This window comes from Synechococcus sp. MIT2312 (assembly GCF_059772315.1).
Genome location: NZ_CM186281.1, coordinates 170,260 through 184,441, shown reverse-complemented (window position 1 = coordinate 184,441; position 14,182 = coordinate 170,260). Strand labels below are relative to the sequence as shown.

Here is a 14,182-nt window from a genome sequence, read left to right as displayed (position 1 = left end):
GGAACCCATCCAGCCCGAAAAGGCAATGGCCGAGGCACGCAATCACGCCCCTGGCTACAGATGGCAGAGAGTCATTCCGGGGCACAGGCAGCGGATCAGCATGGAATTACGGCTGCTAGCTCTGGCCCTGATCACCGTGGGCATCAGGCTGTTCGGGAATGCCAGCGTTGTGATCCTCACGGGGATTGATCCGCGGCCGGTCGCCGTACGCAGGCGGTTGCTGGCCTGGCTGGTGTCTCTTGGTGCTGCTGGGCTGGCGATGCTGCTGGCTCCGGTTGTGAGCAGCCTGTGAACTTCAAGCTGAGAACAGCCATCGGAGCCGCTGTGGTTCTGATCCTGGTGCAGACCTACTGCTCCTTCCTGACGCCTTGGATCCTGCTGTTGTTTGTGCTCTGGATCATTGGCGGCTCAAAACTGATCTGATCAGAGCCGCGCAAGCCCATGGCGAAGGCACAGGTTCAGAGCCAATGGATTGCCTAGGCGGTGGAGGCCGGCAGCCACTGGGATTGATAGTCAGCCAACGGTGATCGTTCCAGCAGCGTCGTCATCCCAAGTTGTTCACGCCAGGCGATCAGTGATTGATCCCATTGCTCCTCCCAGCGAACAGACAACAGGGAAATGGGTAAGTCATGAGCCAATTGAATTCCAAAATCCACACATCTCCAGATCAGCTGATTTTCAGCTGGCTGAAGGAAGCCATGCGTGATCCAGGTCGTCATCACAGCAAGGGCCCCAGGCGACCTGTAGCGACAGGCGTAGTAGGCCGAGGCAACGGCCTCACCAGCGACGGTGTCGGGCAACCCGAAGACCAGATGATGAAAGTCATGGGTTCGACGCAGACGATTCGCGAGATATTCCCAGTCTTCGTTTGTTTCAACAACAGATGGAGGCAGCTCCTGCAGATGTTCAGCATCGAGCCGCCGTTGCAGGCATGCGGCAAGACTGGCGGGCGGGGCACTGCGTCGCTCTTCTGGTGATGGCCACTGGGGGTCATAGCGATCCTTCAAAATCAGTTGATGCTCTGATTCGCTGGCCAGATCCATCAATCCACGCTGACTCAAATCACTGGAATCAATGTGTTTCAACATCCGAAAAAGATGATTGGTCGTGTGATCAGGATCTTTGGCTGTTTGTAAAAAGCCCACAGCCGCATCAAGGGCCACGGCACGTAATTCTTTAATCGCCACGTTGAATCCAAGGATTCACTTCAAACTAATCATGGTTGTGAACAAGCCCTGGCATTCACAAGCTGATGATCAGCGATGAGGTGCGCTCATCGCAGCTTTGCGAGAGTTCCCATGCAGCACGGAGGCAGTCGTGGGGATGTTTGGGCTCGATCAATACCTATTCGTGGAGTGGCTCTCCGCCTGGTTGGTGCTGAACTGGGGCGCCCACCTCGCCTTGAGCCAGATCCCGGCTGAAGACAGCAGCGATGGTGCAGCCAGGCGCCAGTTCCCCAGGCTCAGCGACCAGTTCCCTTATGTGCTGCATTCGCTGGCCATCGCCTGGTTGATCCAGTGGTCGTGGCAGCTCCTGCCACCGATTGGATGAGCCGGGAAGCCTGAGCGCTGATCGCTGGATCACACCGGGGTGATCCGATAGGTGTCGGGCAGACGTGCAACCTGGCCAGTGAGCATGCAGTCGATGATCCGGTGAATGTAGGCAGCCCGGCGCATGGTCTCCATGGTTTGCCATTTCGCCTCACCCATGGCTTGTCTGGCCACTGCGATCGAGGCAAGTCCGGCGAGATTCTGAGCGCGGTCCATGGGCCAAGCCCTGTTGCACCGGATCAAACCGGGTCGCCGTTCAATGGCAATCCGAAGATCAGCAAACCCCGGCAAACCGCTGGAACGCGCCTGAGGTAGTCAGCGCACCGGTGGACGGCAACGCCGCCAGCCGACCTTCTGCATGTTCTGCCAGGCCTCGATGGCGTTGTGCTGGAGCATCCGTCTCTGGCTCTGCGGCTCCGGGGGATGAGGCCTCACCCAGCGATAGGTGCTGAGAATCACCCACTGACCATGAGCAGTGGAGCGGCCATTGCTGAACCTCACCAGCAGCTGCTCCTCACCATTCACCAGCCAGCCATCCCTGCCGGCATGCAGCGGTGGTTCTCGGCTGGCCTCGTCCCAGTTCGGCATGCCGGGAAGTTTCGCTGTGATCCGTGTCAACGCGGGTCAGAGTTCACAGAACCTCACTCCAGCAGGTGCTTTGCAGCACATGGTCTGCGGCAGCTAGCTGATCAGCTGGGTGAGCAGAGCGGCGGACGCCAGTCCCCCGAAGAACAGAAACGTGGGCAGCATGGCCGGCCAGACCGAGGGCTGAGTCGGATCGGACATCCGTTGGATCTGCATTAGATCCTGCGAAATTAAAAGGCTTCGCGTCAGCCCCAGGTGATCAGCTGATGGCACGCAGGTCGTATTTGCTTGGTTGCCAGGTATCTGAGCTTGCGGCTGCAACTTGGCCTGGTTGAACAACGCAATTAATTTGATACTGAAGCTCAGTTGGCCGTGGTGAACGGGTTTTTCTCCAGACTCCTCCGCTGGAACATCGATGCTGGCGATGTGATCCCGGCACAACAGATCCAGAAGGAGAGAAACAAAAACTCACGGCTCTCCGCTGATTATCTGTTTCGCTGCATTGCCTCGGCACTGGTGGCCACCCTGGGCCTGATCGGCAACAGCACGGCGGTTGTGATCGCCGCGATGATCATCGCGCCCCTGATGGATCCACTGCTGGGACTTGCCGTTGCGATCAGCCATGGCAAGGCCGGAACAGCATGGCGATCCTTCATCTCCTTTCTGATCGGTTCCGCCTCTGTTTTCCTCTCCGCCTATCTGCTGAGCACGTTCGTGCATGTGAATGCCATGGGCTCGGAGATCTTCAGCCGAACCTCGCCAAGCCTGATTGATCTGTTCATCGCTCTGCTGGGTGGCTCGGTGGCGGCCTACATCACCACACGCTCCAACATCTCCAATGCGATTGCTGGTGTGGCCATCGCCGTTGCCCTGGTGCCACCGCTCTGTGTGGGAGGGATCGGCCTGACGCTGTCTCCGGAACTGAATTCGAAGCTCGGCACCCTGACCTCGCAGGACATGCTCTTCGAAATCACCTTCGGATCACTGCTGCTGTATGGCTGCAACTTCATCGGCATCGTCGTCGCTGCCGTGATCACCTACCTGAGCCAGTCGATTGGATCCTGGAAGCGATCGATCCTGCCCCTGGCTCTGCTGACCCTATTGAGTGTTCTGATTCTGAAACCCCTGCAGACCAGCTATCAGAGGTTTCTGATCAAAAACCACATCCGCAGGGAACTCTCTCTGATGGGAGCGGAACGGATCCAGCAGAACGAAGACTCCTCCGCCAGACCCAGAACGGGGATGCTCAAGAACTCACAGTTTCAAACCACAGACATCAAGGTGCAGATGGACGACCAGGGGCGCGCTGATGTGAGGATTTCACTGAGCGCTCTGGATGGCGTGATCACCCAGAAGAAGGCCGAGATTGCAGGGTCCCGCCTGGCCAGAGCACTTGAATCACTGGGGATCAGATCCAGCCGTTTTCAGTTCAGGGTGGTGCCTGTGAAAGTTCTGCACTATCAACACTGATTCAGCGGGGGCGACGATCGACATGCGGCCTGGAACGCGCAGAGCCAGAGGCAAAGCAGAGCTCTCAGCCGCCTGCCGACAACACCTTGAGGCCATCGCCGTTCCCCGCCATGCCAACTGGGATCCGGTGGGTCTGATGGCCGTGCGCAGTTATGTGCGCGAGCAGCTGGCCGCACTCGGGGATGTGCAGGAACACCCGTTCAGGCGCGGCAGCCATGAGGGGGTGAATCTGATCCTGAAACTTCCCGGCCGCGACCCCAGGCGCCGGCCACTGCTGGTGGGGGCGCATTACGACGGGCCGCTGCAATCAATCGGAGCCGATGACAATGCCAGTGCGGTTGCAGCCCTGCTGGAACTGGGCAGGCGCTGGCGCGCTTCACCCCCGAAGCGACCTGTGTGGCTGGTGGGCTTTGATCTGGAGGAATGGGGCCTGATCGGCAGCACCGTGCTGGCCGAACAGCTCAGAGCTGAGCGGCAACGGCTCAAGCTGATGGTGAGTCTGGAGATGCTCGCCTACACCGGCAGCACACAGAGCTACCCGCACCCCGCCATGGGCAGGCTCTACGGCAACCGCGGCGACTTCATTGCCCTGGTGGCGAATGCCCGCGCTGGCTTGATGCTCTCCAGGCTCACCCATGCCATGGGGCAACACGTGAACAGCAAAGCTCTGCCGGTGCCGCGCGCCGGCATCGATGTGCCCGCTGTACGCCGCAGCGACCACAGCCCCTTCTGGGATCAGGGCTACAACGCCCTGATGGTGACGGACACCTCGTTCATGCGGAATCCGCACTACCACCAGATGAGCGACACGATCGACACGCTCGATCTGCCCTTCCTGGCCTCAGTGATTGATGGGCTGGAGCTGGCGCTGGGGAGACTGTGAACAGCTCAACAAAAAGGAGGGATGCCATGGGAGCAGTGGCCATGGCAATTAAGGAGGAATTCAAGCCATTGCATCCTCCAGCACGAATTCGTTCCAAAGATGCAGGGACTGATTGCTGTTAATGGATCCCAAAAAGGCCCGGCATCCCGAAGACATCACGCACCACATGATTCGAGCTGCAGTGGTTCTTTTCATCACGGCTGCTGCAGCCGTGACGTATTGGTCAGTGCACAATCTGAACAACGATATCCCGGTACCGACGACCGAACCAATGACGCAACAAGCGATGCCCCGGAACTCGTCTCGCTGAAGAGATGTCTTCGAATCATCGAAACCATCGTCTGCACATTGGACATCAGCAACGCGTATGCGGAGTTTGCAGACCAATTCGATCACGAGGAGCCATCCGGTCGAGAAGCGAAAGCGATCAAGGTGCTGTATTGCAGGGTCTCCAGGGAGAACGCTTCCAACGTTGTGATCGTCGTCCAAGCCGAGACCGGTGTGATTTCAAGACAGGTGAAAGACAACGCAGCGCGTTTCAGCAGCATCGGGGTTCAACCGTGAGGCAACTGGCCGTTGCTAAAGCTCTCAATACAAGGGTGATCCAATCGATGAACAACCAAGAACTCAGAGAAGCTGCCCTGGCAAGCCTTAAGCACCGAAGGGGATTAGAGAGGCAGCTCAGGATTTATGCCATCACCAACATCACGCTTGTGGTGATCTGGGCACTGTCAGGTCGTGGTGATTTCTGGCCAATCTGGTCGATTGCTTTCTGGGGGCTGGCCTTGATCTGGCAAGCCATTTCCTACAACTATCGACCAAGGCCGATTACCGAGGATGAGATCCAAAACGAGATGAAGAAACTGGGTTCCTGACAGCTGTCGCAATCGATCCAGGCGTCAGGCGTTGTGCCGATGGCCAACCGCATCGGACTGCCGTCCGATCAATGGCACCTGGATTTAGCAGCTGACCTCCAGCACTTGCTGCGAGACCGTCTCGCCGAGTGCTGGAAGGCAGATCTTTCGGCTCAGAACAGCTTGATCCTGATCGACGGTGCCGATGGCTTGGACTTTGTTTTCGGCTCAGCAGGAGCGCTGTTCGAATCAGAATCGCTCGAGCTGCCGGACGATTCGCCGTAACACTCGGTGATCACGGCCTGATTCCCAGCACGCAGATCAGCGAAGTTCACATTCAGGTTGATCACGGAGGGGTTCAACATCACGGCCTGCGTGGACAGCACGGCGTAGTTGCCCGGTCTCGTGCCATCAACAACGGTTCCTTTCGGCGGTGCCCAGGTGGCTGCAAACGTGCCCCGGGTGACACTGGTGCGAATCGGTTCTTCGCAGTAACCGGCCTTGGTGAGATCGGCACGGATCTTCGCCAGCAGCGCCTCCAGCGTGGTGTTCTGATGCCGGCTGTTGAGCGCCAGCTGGCCCAGAGGATTGGCACTGAACATCAGCTCGGCATTGGATCCCAGGCTGGGAGGAAGGCTCTGAAGCAGCTGCTTCACCGGCTCCGCTGAAACAGAGGTGGCGCCTCCGCTCAATGCGGCGAAGAGCGATAACGCTGCGATTCTGCGAATCATGGTTCGATCAACCTGTGATCAAAAATCTAGGGATCCATCACCACGATCACAGCCCCTTAACTTCTCTTATCCAGAGACATCAACCACGGTTTGGCTCCATGGGCTGGAGGCATGAGCTATAGATCATCAAGACCGCCCAGATCGTGTGTTGTGGATTCGGCTGAGCTGAAGGAGTATTTTTCCAAACGTGTCAGCCTGATCAGTGCGGATCGATCCGCTACGGCGCAGTTATTTGCACAGTTGTATGCAGACTTTCAGACTGAGATTGTGCATCGGGTGTGTTGCACTGCTGTCGTCGATCGACCCTACACATGGGTCGATCCCCTAGACGGCCGCAGCTCACAGGTGATCGTGTTTTTTCATGGTGGTGGATACACGATGGGAAGCGCGGAAGACCACATGCAGCTGATTGCTTCTCTGGTGGAGCTGTCTGGAACAACCGTTTTAGCCGTTGATTACCGGCTGTTTCCTGCAGTGTCGTTTCCCGCTCCTCTTGATGATGCAGAAGCCGCCTACCGCTGGCTGCTCGAGCAGGGAATCGCAGCATCCTGCATTGGCCTGGCGGGGATCTCAGCGGGCGCCGCCCTGGTGACGCAGCTTGTGCATCGTTGCAAAGTCAAGGCTCTGGGATGCCCGGCCCTGGCCCTGGTGATGTCGGGCCTGAAGGATTTTCGGTTCAACCGCCCCTCAATTATGTTCAATGCCGACATGGACCTTGTCTCCCTGGAACGACTGGAGGCGATCCAACACTTCTATTTCCCCGATCAGCAATCGTTCAAATCAGATGATGTGCTTTGCATCGATCAGATTTACGCACATTACCCAACCACACTGTTTCAGGTTGGTGATCAGGAAATCTTGCTCAGCGATGCCATTGCGATGCATCAATCGCTGCGATCGCAAGGTCACGATGTGCATCTGAATGTGATTCCACAGATGATTCATTGCGGCCAGATGTTTGCGCGCGACTATCCACCCGGACAATCAGCAACCGAGCAGGCGGCATGTTTCATCAAGACAACCTTGCAGTGATGATCAATCCTGCTCAAAAGCGGCAAAGCTCCATTCAAACGACACCAGAGCGGCGATCAGGTCAGCAGCAACACCAAGGAGATCCGGATTGAGGCTGAGGATCCAGCCGCGGTTGATCTGTGAGGGGTGATCGCACGACGACGGGCCCGGAGGCAACAGCCAGACAGCCGGGCAAGTCGTCATGCCTGGGCCAGGCTGCGGCGACCGGATGGGTACTCACGGATTAACCGATGGGTCGATCAAGCCATAGGCAATAGCCTTCACAACCAATTGCGTGCGGCCTTGAGCACCGAGCTTGCCCGTAGCGTTGACGACATGGGTTTTCACTGTCTCAATCGAAATCCGCAACTGATTGGCGACGGCTTGGTTGCTGAGGCCCTGAGCAATCAAAGAAACCACCTCGATCTCGCGATCCGAAAGAGGCTCAACCAAAGCAGGAAGATCAGGCCGAGGCGCTTGTGCCCCCAACTGGCGGATCTCTTCGGGGTAATAAGCCTGGCCCTCAGCAAGGGTATGAAGAGCCTGAATGAAGTCGCCCCGACCTGTTCCAAAGCTGGATTTGAACATCACGCCATCGGCGTAGGCATCCATGGCCTCTCTGACGACGGCCTGTGTTTCACGAACCAGCACAATCAGGCGTTGGCAGCTGGGCAACTCGGCATAAACCCTCTTGATCAAATCGATTCCGTAGCCGGTTTCCAGATCTGAGCTGCAGATCAAGAGATCAGGTTTGTGAAGCAGCACCAGTTCAAAACCTTCGTCTTCTGTAGTGGCGGCACCTAAGAGCACAGGCCTCACTGGTTCGGTAAGGCAAAGGCACATCAAGGCCAAGCGGTCGCCCATACAAACCACCACCCGGCGGTTTTGAAGCAACACTCTGGCCTGATCGATCGCTCCTTTGATTGCGCGCGACTCAAGGCGCAGCTCCATAGCGGCCTTCAACAGTGGCCTCGTTTTAGCTGGCTTCAGGCTCCATGACCTCTATGCCCTCTTCGCAAACGACACCACGAATGCATTCGGAATAACGCTCACGGCCAATCCGCCAAGCTTCAGAAGCATCATTGGCTAACACAGTTTCAGTTTTCAACTCACCTTTATGCAAAAAAATCAAGTCGTAGGAAAGTTTCATTGGTCATTCAAAGAAGGCAAATAGTTTCAAGTGAGGTAAGTGCAAAAAGATCTGTTATGCAACTCCTTGCCTGGCCAGTGCATGAATACGCGTTAATCATTGACACAAAAGGGATTCTCCACATCCCTCAGTAGAGGGAGACGTTACCTTTTATTTTTCACTCACTTCAGCGATGTAAAGTCAAAGAAATGCTCATTTCGCCCTAAAAACAAAATAGGACTTGATCAAAAAGAACTTTGATCTTCTATTGAAAGAAGGATATACCCCACCACAGAGAGATGAAATCAAATGGCTAGTGGCTACCTTCTCTACGCTTACACCACATGGCTTCTCATTGAGAGAAATACCAGCTCAATACCAATCTGCAGGACATTGAAGATTTCGTTTTCCCTCTGAGACTTTGTACTCTGCCACAGCTACAAGCAGTTGATCTCCGCAGAAGGGCTCAGCTTGCACAAAAGAATCCCTCAACTGAGGGATGTGCTAACCAGCTACTGGCATTGAAACTACATCTCGGACTTTTCGTCGGCATTTCTTGACCTTACCTTTACAGCAAGTCGTTCTTGACTGCTGGCGAGTTAACGGGTTGTGCCTCATGTAAAGGCCATCAAAAATTTCACGTATAGCGGAGGCTTTTTCGATTTGCCTACTTGGATCAAATTCACCACGTCTTGCTTAGCAGGCATGGCTGCATTACTTGGTGGATCAGCGCAAGCCAGTGTTGAGTTCAAGCACGCTGTCATTAATAATCATCCACTTAAATCCGTGATCGAAAAGTATGGAGGACGCGTTCACATCAAGGCCAAATGCAAAAACGACTTCGTCGCAGTTTTCTACCCAATGCAAGGTGGCCAGATTGTGATTTGCAGTGAGAAGTCGACAACTGCGACTCAACTGGAAGAAGCTCTCACCCACGAAGCAGTCCACTTTGCCCAGCACTGCTATGGAGCGGAAGGCGGCAGTATTTATATAACCCAAGAATTGAAGAAGCATGCAGCCGTAAAGGGTTTTTCAGATGATGCTGAATATGCCCATAAAATGGCAAAAGCTTATACCGATAACAAGCACGATTACAACCAGGAATTCGAAGCATATTACTTTGAAGATTCACCCGGGGCTGTCAGCGACATGATCAAAGAAAGCTGTAGTGACTTTAACCTCAAAGAGATTTAATTCATTAGGCCACCGAATCAATCCATGCCAATCTTGGTCATGCTACTCATTAACAGACTTGACTGATTCACTCTTAGTGAAGCTTGATCAAAAGCCACAAGAGTTGAGCAACATTTTCCTTGCAAGGAAAGAAAATCTATTTCTTCCTCTGATCCCCAATGTTTATCATTTAGTCCCTCGTTTGGATGGCATGTGATCGAATCTTCCTTGAGCCGATCTACAACTGGTTCACAGCGAATGGTTGGTTTAAAAGTGATCGTACGCGGGCGGGCATGGCTGAGGTCAGCATTGCCGTGACCTTGGGTGCCATTGCTGGAGCAACCGTTGGCCCCTTCATTGCTGTGTCCTTGACCACCAACATTTGGAGCTGGGTGGCGACAGCAGCCCTGATTTTTACCTCCTTTATCGTTTCTGGAAGTTCCTTTGCATGAATAGCGACAACACAGACAAATCTCCCATTGGCATCATCGTTGCGGGCTCGGCTTCCTTGCCTTGTTTTGGACGAATTCACGCATCGGTTGGCGTTTAGCCGTGCCTCCCGTGCCACTCGGTGCCATGGCAAACCCTTTGAAACCAGGTCCTGAAGACAAAATCTTTGTCCTCTCGAGGCTGCAGCTTGATCGCGATCTATTTGAAGCCCTCGCGGAAATGGCCAAGGAGCAGGAACGCACCATTGCCCAGCAGGTGCGATGGGTCCTGAAGGACTGGTTCGCATCCAAGTCGTGCCTCGAGCGAGATGCAGACGCTTTACAGAGCGCGCAGAAGTATCAGGCCCTGCTCGACAAGCAAAACATCGAATGAACGAGACACTCCAAAAGACAGCGATCCGCATCCTTGGTCGACCAGGGATTGCCTCACTCCAGAAGCCCGACGGTGACGTTTATTGGCGTTGCTGGGCTGCCGATGGCTGGACGGACGACGAGGGTTCTGACGGCATTCTCGAGACGAGCCTCGGCGCCATCGAGTCCTGGGCGAAAGGCCTGAAAGGCCCAGCTGATGCAGACCGCAGGCTTTCAGTTCGCAAGATCCTGGAAAAAGGAGTCGCTGGTTATCCGCTGAGCGATAAAGACCTCGAGGTATTGCGGGCCTACCTCGCGCATTTTGCAAACCGCCGCTTTCACCTGGGCTTCCCTTCATCACGAATGGATGCCGCCGATGGCTTTGCACTGGATGACTCTCTCGCTGCTCAATACGGGATCCCTGCAGAGGAGCTGAGTGTCCCCAACATTGCGGCCGCCATCGCCGACCAGAGCACTGGCGATCAGCAACATCGTGAATTTCTGGCTGCGTTCGAAGAGCAGGAATCAATCAACGAAGGACTATTGGAGTGAGCGGCTGCATTGGAGAGGACTCCCTCGGGCTTTTGCCGAGCTCTCTGAAATCCGTCATCAGTTCCCTGCTGAACTGGGCTTCCTCAACACCCAACTAGCCACGGCCAAGGAGCTCTTCGAGTGGAGCGAAGCCTGATTAATCCCCCGAATAGGGGATTACTTCTTTTTGGCGTTCCACGAAGGTGGAGTTATTGATTTAAAAGGCAGCATGTCAGTCGAAGTACAAGACAGCAATGACTTCAATAGAGAAGCAAAAGCCATGATGCACTTTCAGAGAACTCAACTTATTGCCAACCTGCTCACTACAAGTTCAATGCTTGCCTCAGTCATCGCACCTGTCGTTTTAACGGTGAATCGGGGTAGCCCTCTCTGGCTTTTGATGTTTTTGATTTGGCCTGCCTGTATTTTCTTGATGGGTTTGGTCAAGCATGGTGGAGCGCCAACTTGGTTCCCCGCTCTAGCTCTTTTGATATTTTTTGTTGCCACACCTGTACCCAGTTGGTATTGGTTAATTGCTCTAGCAACAATGATGGCTTATCACGTGCAGCAAAATGAGATACCTGTGCAGAGAATGAAATTGGACCAGGCTTTTAAAGAGATAGGCCAATGATGCGTGACCACTTATAAATTGATAATCATCTTTGAACAAAAGTCGGACTTACTGCTCGCACCGTCATTTTTTCAAGATCTCTAACAGATATTACTAGGAGTTTCTAATGGCTAGTTTTAGTAGGCGAATTCAGCAATATTGCAGCTATGGCGGCACCGCAGGCCGTGATGAATTCTTTTGGGGCAATTTTTGTCGGTTCATTTTCCTAGGCATCCCTTACCTGTTAATCGGCACCATTTACTTCACTGGCTTGGGCTTTGAACCAGATACACCGCAAGGTTCATTAGCCTTGTCTATCTGGCTGATTCCCTATCTGCTGCTGTTTAACTTTCCGTTAGCCATGCGCAGATGGCGCGACCTCAATGGCAAGCTCCATGCCAGATGGCTCATGGTGTATTTCATCTATTGCCTCACGCCAGAGCTGAGTGACCTCACAGATAACCAATACCTAAAGCTCATTGGCTACCTGTTCACAATTCTCATGCTTTATCCCGGTCTTGTATTGACCTTTGCTCGCGGTGAGAAATCGATGTATTTTTGTCGCAATGAACCCAGCATCTCCCGCAAACGCATGGAGTGAGGGCGGACTACTTTATCACCCGTTTGGGGGATGTTTCTCTAAAGAATCTGATCTCAAATAGAGGAGAGAGAAATCCATCAACTTTCTACCAAGTCATGCGCACAGTGAACATAGAGTCAGAAACATCCTGCTCAACAAAGTCTTATGGCGAGTCGATGAACGCCGTTCAGAAGGTCATTGCATATATCGGTATTGCCTTGATGTGGATTGGAATCCTTGAACTAATGTCGTCACAAGCATGGCTTCAGCTGATTGGCTTTCTTCCGGCATGGTTTTTATTTACTAAATTTTTTGGGATCTCAATAATCATTGCTTTGTTCAGAACAAGAAGAATTACGAGGATTATGAACTTCAAAAGAAAGCTTCTAATTCAAGTAGGTTTTTTATTCATAATCTCCTTCGTGCTTGGGAGGGCTGGATACCTAATTCATGGGCTAGGGCCACTGTTTGTACTGGGTGGAATTACATCTGGCTTGTCGATGCCTATGAATTACCTGCTAGCTGACCTCAGAACGCCTTGAGCCACCTGATTACTGCCTTATTTTCTGCTTTGAAGAGATTGGCTCGTTTGGGGGATGTGCACTCCGGCCGAGTCCTGTTTAATACAGAAAGCTAAATTTGATGCAGGATTTGTATGAAACGTCTCTCCTCCTTGACGATCATGGTGGTTGAATTCATAAAAGATAAATTTAATCCATCTAGGCCTATAGGCAGGAAGAATTACTTCTGGTCATTTATGGCTTATATGCTCGTCTATATAGTTATCGCTTGAAATATACCGAGTATGGACCAGCTCCCCGCTCCGCCCGCAACAGCAATAGCTGGAATAATAATTTCACTACCTATATATCTCCTAAACCTTAGAAGAGCGAGGGCATGTCTTGTGCCAGTCGCTTTTATCTATGGGCTCTTGTTTCTCGCACCAATTAATTTAATGACAGACGGTGGGCCTGTAGAACATCTGATTAATTTCTATGGAACCATTATCGGCATTTATCTTTTGTTCGCACCCAATAAAGTTGATCCATTAAGTCCTTAGTGATTAAGGTATCTCGCTTTGATTCTTCAAGCTCTTTATTCTCTTGAATGAGCTATTCTATGGTTTTGCCAGGTCTGACGACATGGCGTAGGCATTTGTTGTGGGCAAGGATCATCGTCGAAAGGACCTGCTCTGCCTGTTCATCTGTGAGGCAGAACCATTCCGGTTGCGGCACTCGTTCGGTTGCGAATTTCTTATGAAGTTGACGCTCGAGCTGCTCCGGCTCTTCCACCAAAACTCGACAGATGATTGTCAGCCCATCGCCTCCTAGTTCTGACTCGCGGCGTTCAGGGTTGCGAGTGAGTCCGATCTTGGTGAGGCCTTTGGCATTGGGGTGAGTAATGACATATACGTAACCAAAACCCTGTATCGGTAATTCAGCCTGTGAATTCATCGTTGGGTGGTATCAGTCTTCGCTGAGCTCTTCTTCGAGGTGGGTGGTGAGGTGGCGAAGCCATTCGCCGTAGACAACTGTTGAACGTTCTGCTTCTGCATCTCCATGGAGCGCAGCAAGCAGCTTCAACGCTGCTGCGCGCTGTCATTGGTTCATGGACTCATTCTCCTTTCAGCCAAGGTCGAGAGCATCCCCCGATCGGGGGATTTCAGTCAGCTCAGCTGAAGTTGGTGATGCCTCTGCTCCAAGGGAGCAGTCCCTAAAAAAGTAGATGAGATCACATCCACTATCAGTTGCACTGGCTACGAGCTCGGCCCACCACTTAACGCCCTAGCAATCTTCGGCTTCGTTGAATTCCTCAACATAAATAGTGTCGAGAATTCCAATCTCTTTATCCTCTTCTTTTTCATCTTTCCTCCAGTTACCTTCGATTGTAAGGTAGTAAGAATCTTCATCCCACTCATTATTGTTGAGGGTAGAAATGTATTCATCGATCGCTTGCTCAAGTGTGGGGACAAAATCACTAATCACCTCTTCATGGTCGCCCGCATAGGAATGAACAAGGCAAAAGTTCTTGGGTTCTCCTCCTTCGCTTGATGTCTTGATTGCCTGAAGGCAGTCCTTAATCAATTCAACCTTATTGAGATGGGTAAATGAATTCTTTGCGTAGTTAGTCATGAGTGCTTTGACTGATGTAGTTAACTTAATTTGATTGGGCAGGCTCTACGACCCCCAACCGGGGGATTTAGCAATAAGGCTATACCCCCTGATTGAAGCGATCAATAAAAACTTGCTATTACCGATTGGGTAGCATGAGTTTT

24 protein-coding genes are annotated in these 14,182 nt (G+C 52.9%); 15 read left to right on the top strand and 9 right to left on the bottom strand.

Annotated features, from left to right (window positions below):
* Positions 1-25 precede the first annotated feature (25 nt).
* Positions 26-292 (top strand): hypothetical protein, encoded by a 267-nt coding sequence (locus tag AC6EI9_RS01265; protein WP_498468687.1) that lies wholly within the window; start codon positions 26-28, stop codon positions 290-292.
* Positions 289-423, top strand: coding sequence for a hypothetical protein (locus AC6EI9_RS01260; RefSeq protein WP_498468686.1), 135 nt, complete (start codon positions 289-291; stop codon positions 421-423). Before AC6EI9_RS01265 ends, AC6EI9_RS01260 begins: the two co-directional genes overlap by 4 nt.
* Before the next feature lie 53 nt (positions 424-476).
* On the opposite strand, the gene AC6EI9_RS01255 is transcribed toward AC6EI9_RS01260, so the two are convergent.
* The gene (locus AC6EI9_RS01255; RefSeq protein WP_498468685.1) at positions 477-1,088 is read right to left on the bottom strand and encodes a Coq4 family protein; all 612 of its coding nucleotides are present in this window, start codon (positions 1,086-1,088) and stop codon (positions 477-479) included.
* Between the two features lie 229 nt (positions 1,089-1,317).
* Between AC6EI9_RS01255 and AC6EI9_RS01250 the strand changes: the two genes are divergently transcribed.
* Positions 1,318-1,551, top strand: coding sequence for a hypothetical protein (locus AC6EI9_RS01250; protein ID WP_498468684.1), 234 nt, complete (start codon positions 1,318-1,320; stop codon positions 1,549-1,551).
* 29 nt (positions 1,552-1,580) lie between these two features.
* Here the strand turns inward: AC6EI9_RS01250 and AC6EI9_RS01245 are convergent, their stop codons facing one another.
* Positions 1,581-1,766: a hypothetical protein gene (locus AC6EI9_RS01245; RefSeq protein WP_498468683.1), complete on the bottom strand. Its 186-nt coding sequence runs from the start codon at positions 1,764-1,766 to the stop codon at positions 1,581-1,583.
* Positions 1,767-1,865: 99 nt separating this feature from the next.
* The gene (locus tag AC6EI9_RS01240) at positions 1,866-2,168 is read right to left on the bottom strand and encodes a DUF1651 domain-containing protein (RefSeq protein ID WP_498468682.1); all 303 of its coding nucleotides are present in this window, start codon (positions 2,166-2,168) and stop codon (positions 1,866-1,868) included.
* Between the two features lie 339 nt (positions 2,169-2,507).
* Here AC6EI9_RS01240 and AC6EI9_RS01235 point away from each other — a divergent pair, with 339 nt between their 5' ends.
* The 4 genes from AC6EI9_RS01235 to AC6EI9_RS01220 all read left to right on the top strand — a co-directional run bounded on the left by AC6EI9_RS01235 (position 2,508) and on the right by AC6EI9_RS01220 (position 5,363).
* Positions 2,508-3,605, top strand: a complete 1,098-nt coding sequence (locus AC6EI9_RS01235; RefSeq protein ID WP_498468681.1) for a DUF389 domain-containing protein — start codon at positions 2,508-2,510, stop codon at positions 3,603-3,605.
* Positions 3,606-3,627: 22 nt separating this feature from the next.
* Complete coding sequence (locus tag AC6EI9_RS01230) at positions 3,628-4,488, top strand: M28 family peptidase (RefSeq protein ID WP_498468680.1); 861 nt, start codon at positions 3,628-3,630, stop codon at positions 4,486-4,488.
* A gap of 219 nt (positions 4,489-4,707) precedes the next feature.
* Complete coding sequence (locus AC6EI9_RS01225; protein WP_498468679.1) at positions 4,708-5,052, top strand: DUF3764 family protein; 345 nt, start codon at positions 4,708-4,710, stop codon at positions 5,050-5,052.
* Between the two features lie 47 nt (positions 5,053-5,099).
* Positions 5,100-5,363, top strand: coding sequence for a 2TM domain-containing protein (locus tag AC6EI9_RS01220; protein WP_498468678.1), 264 nt, complete (start codon positions 5,100-5,102; stop codon positions 5,361-5,363).
* Positions 5,364-5,515: 152 nt separating this feature from the next.
* Here AC6EI9_RS01220 and AC6EI9_RS01215 read toward each other — a convergent pair whose 3' ends face one another.
* On the bottom strand, positions 5,516-6,073 hold the full coding sequence (locus tag AC6EI9_RS01215) for a hypothetical protein (RefSeq protein ID WP_498468677.1): 558 nt from the start codon (positions 6,071-6,073) through the stop codon (positions 5,516-5,518).
* 150 nt (positions 6,074-6,223) lie between these two features.
* On the opposite strand from AC6EI9_RS01215, the gene AC6EI9_RS01210 reads away from it, so the two are divergent.
* Positions 6,224-7,105 (top strand): alpha/beta hydrolase, encoded by an 882-nt coding sequence (locus AC6EI9_RS01210; RefSeq protein ID WP_498468676.1) that lies wholly within the window; start codon positions 6,224-6,226, stop codon positions 7,103-7,105.
* A 3-nt stretch (positions 7,106-7,108) separates the two neighbouring features.
* Here the strand turns inward: AC6EI9_RS01210 and AC6EI9_RS01205 are convergent, their stop codons facing one another.
* The 3 genes from AC6EI9_RS01205 to AC6EI9_RS01195 are packed head-to-tail and all read right to left on the bottom strand — an operon-like array spanning position 7,109 to position 8,234.
* A complete protein-coding gene (locus AC6EI9_RS01205) occupies positions 7,109-7,288 on the bottom strand; it encodes a hypothetical protein (protein ID WP_498468675.1) in 180 nt (59 codons plus the stop codon).
* Positions 7,289-7,321: 33 nt separating this feature from the next.
* Positions 7,322-8,035, bottom strand: coding sequence for a LuxR C-terminal-related transcriptional regulator (locus AC6EI9_RS01200; protein WP_498468674.1), 714 nt, complete (start codon positions 8,033-8,035; stop codon positions 7,322-7,324).
* A gap of 25 nt (positions 8,036-8,060) precedes the next feature.
* Positions 8,061-8,234, bottom strand: a complete 174-nt coding sequence (locus AC6EI9_RS01195; RefSeq protein ID WP_498468673.1) for a hypothetical protein — start codon at positions 8,232-8,234, stop codon at positions 8,061-8,063.
* Positions 8,235-8,918: 684 nt separating this feature from the next.
* On the opposite strand from AC6EI9_RS01195, the gene AC6EI9_RS01190 reads away from it, so the two are divergent.
* From AC6EI9_RS01190 to AC6EI9_RS01160, 7 genes are all read left to right on the top strand, one after another.
* Positions 8,919-9,407 (top strand): DUF8637 domain-containing protein, encoded by a 489-nt coding sequence (locus AC6EI9_RS01190; RefSeq protein ID WP_498468672.1) that lies wholly within the window; start codon positions 8,919-8,921, stop codon positions 9,405-9,407.
* Positions 9,408-9,679: 272 nt separating this feature from the next.
* The gene (locus AC6EI9_RS01185; protein WP_498468671.1) at positions 9,680-9,838 is read left to right on the top strand and encodes a hypothetical protein; all 159 of its coding nucleotides are present in this window, start codon (positions 9,680-9,682) and stop codon (positions 9,836-9,838) included.
* A gap of 124 nt (positions 9,839-9,962) precedes the next feature.
* A complete protein-coding gene (locus AC6EI9_RS01180) occupies positions 9,963-10,208 on the top strand; it encodes a hypothetical protein (protein WP_498468670.1) in 246 nt (81 codons plus the stop codon).
* Positions 10,205-10,738: a hypothetical protein gene (locus AC6EI9_RS01175; RefSeq protein WP_498468668.1), complete on the top strand. Its 534-nt coding sequence runs from the start codon at positions 10,205-10,207 to the stop codon at positions 10,736-10,738. The genes AC6EI9_RS01180 and AC6EI9_RS01175 overlap by 4 nt, the downstream gene beginning before the upstream one ends.
* A gap of 166 nt (positions 10,739-10,904) precedes the next feature.
* Positions 10,905-11,348: a hypothetical protein gene (locus AC6EI9_RS01170; protein ID WP_498468666.1), complete on the top strand. Its 444-nt coding sequence runs from the start codon at positions 10,905-10,907 to the stop codon at positions 11,346-11,348.
* Positions 11,349-11,454: 106 nt separating this feature from the next.
* Entirely contained in the window at positions 11,455-11,928 is a 474-nt protein-coding gene (locus AC6EI9_RS01165; protein WP_498468664.1) for a DUF805 domain-containing protein, read from the top strand.
* Between the two features lie 155 nt (positions 11,929-12,083).
* A complete protein-coding gene (locus tag AC6EI9_RS01160; protein WP_498468662.1) occupies positions 12,084-12,449 on the top strand; it encodes a hypothetical protein in 366 nt (121 codons plus the stop codon).
* Between the two features lie 570 nt (positions 12,450-13,019).
* Here AC6EI9_RS01160 and AC6EI9_RS01155 read toward each other — a convergent pair.
* Together AC6EI9_RS01155 and AC6EI9_RS01150 are read right to left on the bottom strand one after the other, a co-directional pair.
* Complete coding sequence (locus AC6EI9_RS01155) at positions 13,020-13,361, bottom strand: GIY-YIG nuclease family protein (protein ID WP_498468661.1); 342 nt, start codon at positions 13,359-13,361, stop codon at positions 13,020-13,022.
* Between the two features lie 330 nt (positions 13,362-13,691).
* The gene (locus AC6EI9_RS01150) at positions 13,692-14,039 is read right to left on the bottom strand and encodes a hypothetical protein (RefSeq protein WP_498468660.1); all 348 of its coding nucleotides are present in this window, start codon (positions 14,037-14,039) and stop codon (positions 13,692-13,694) included.
* Between the last annotated feature and the right edge of the window lie 143 nt (positions 14,040-14,182).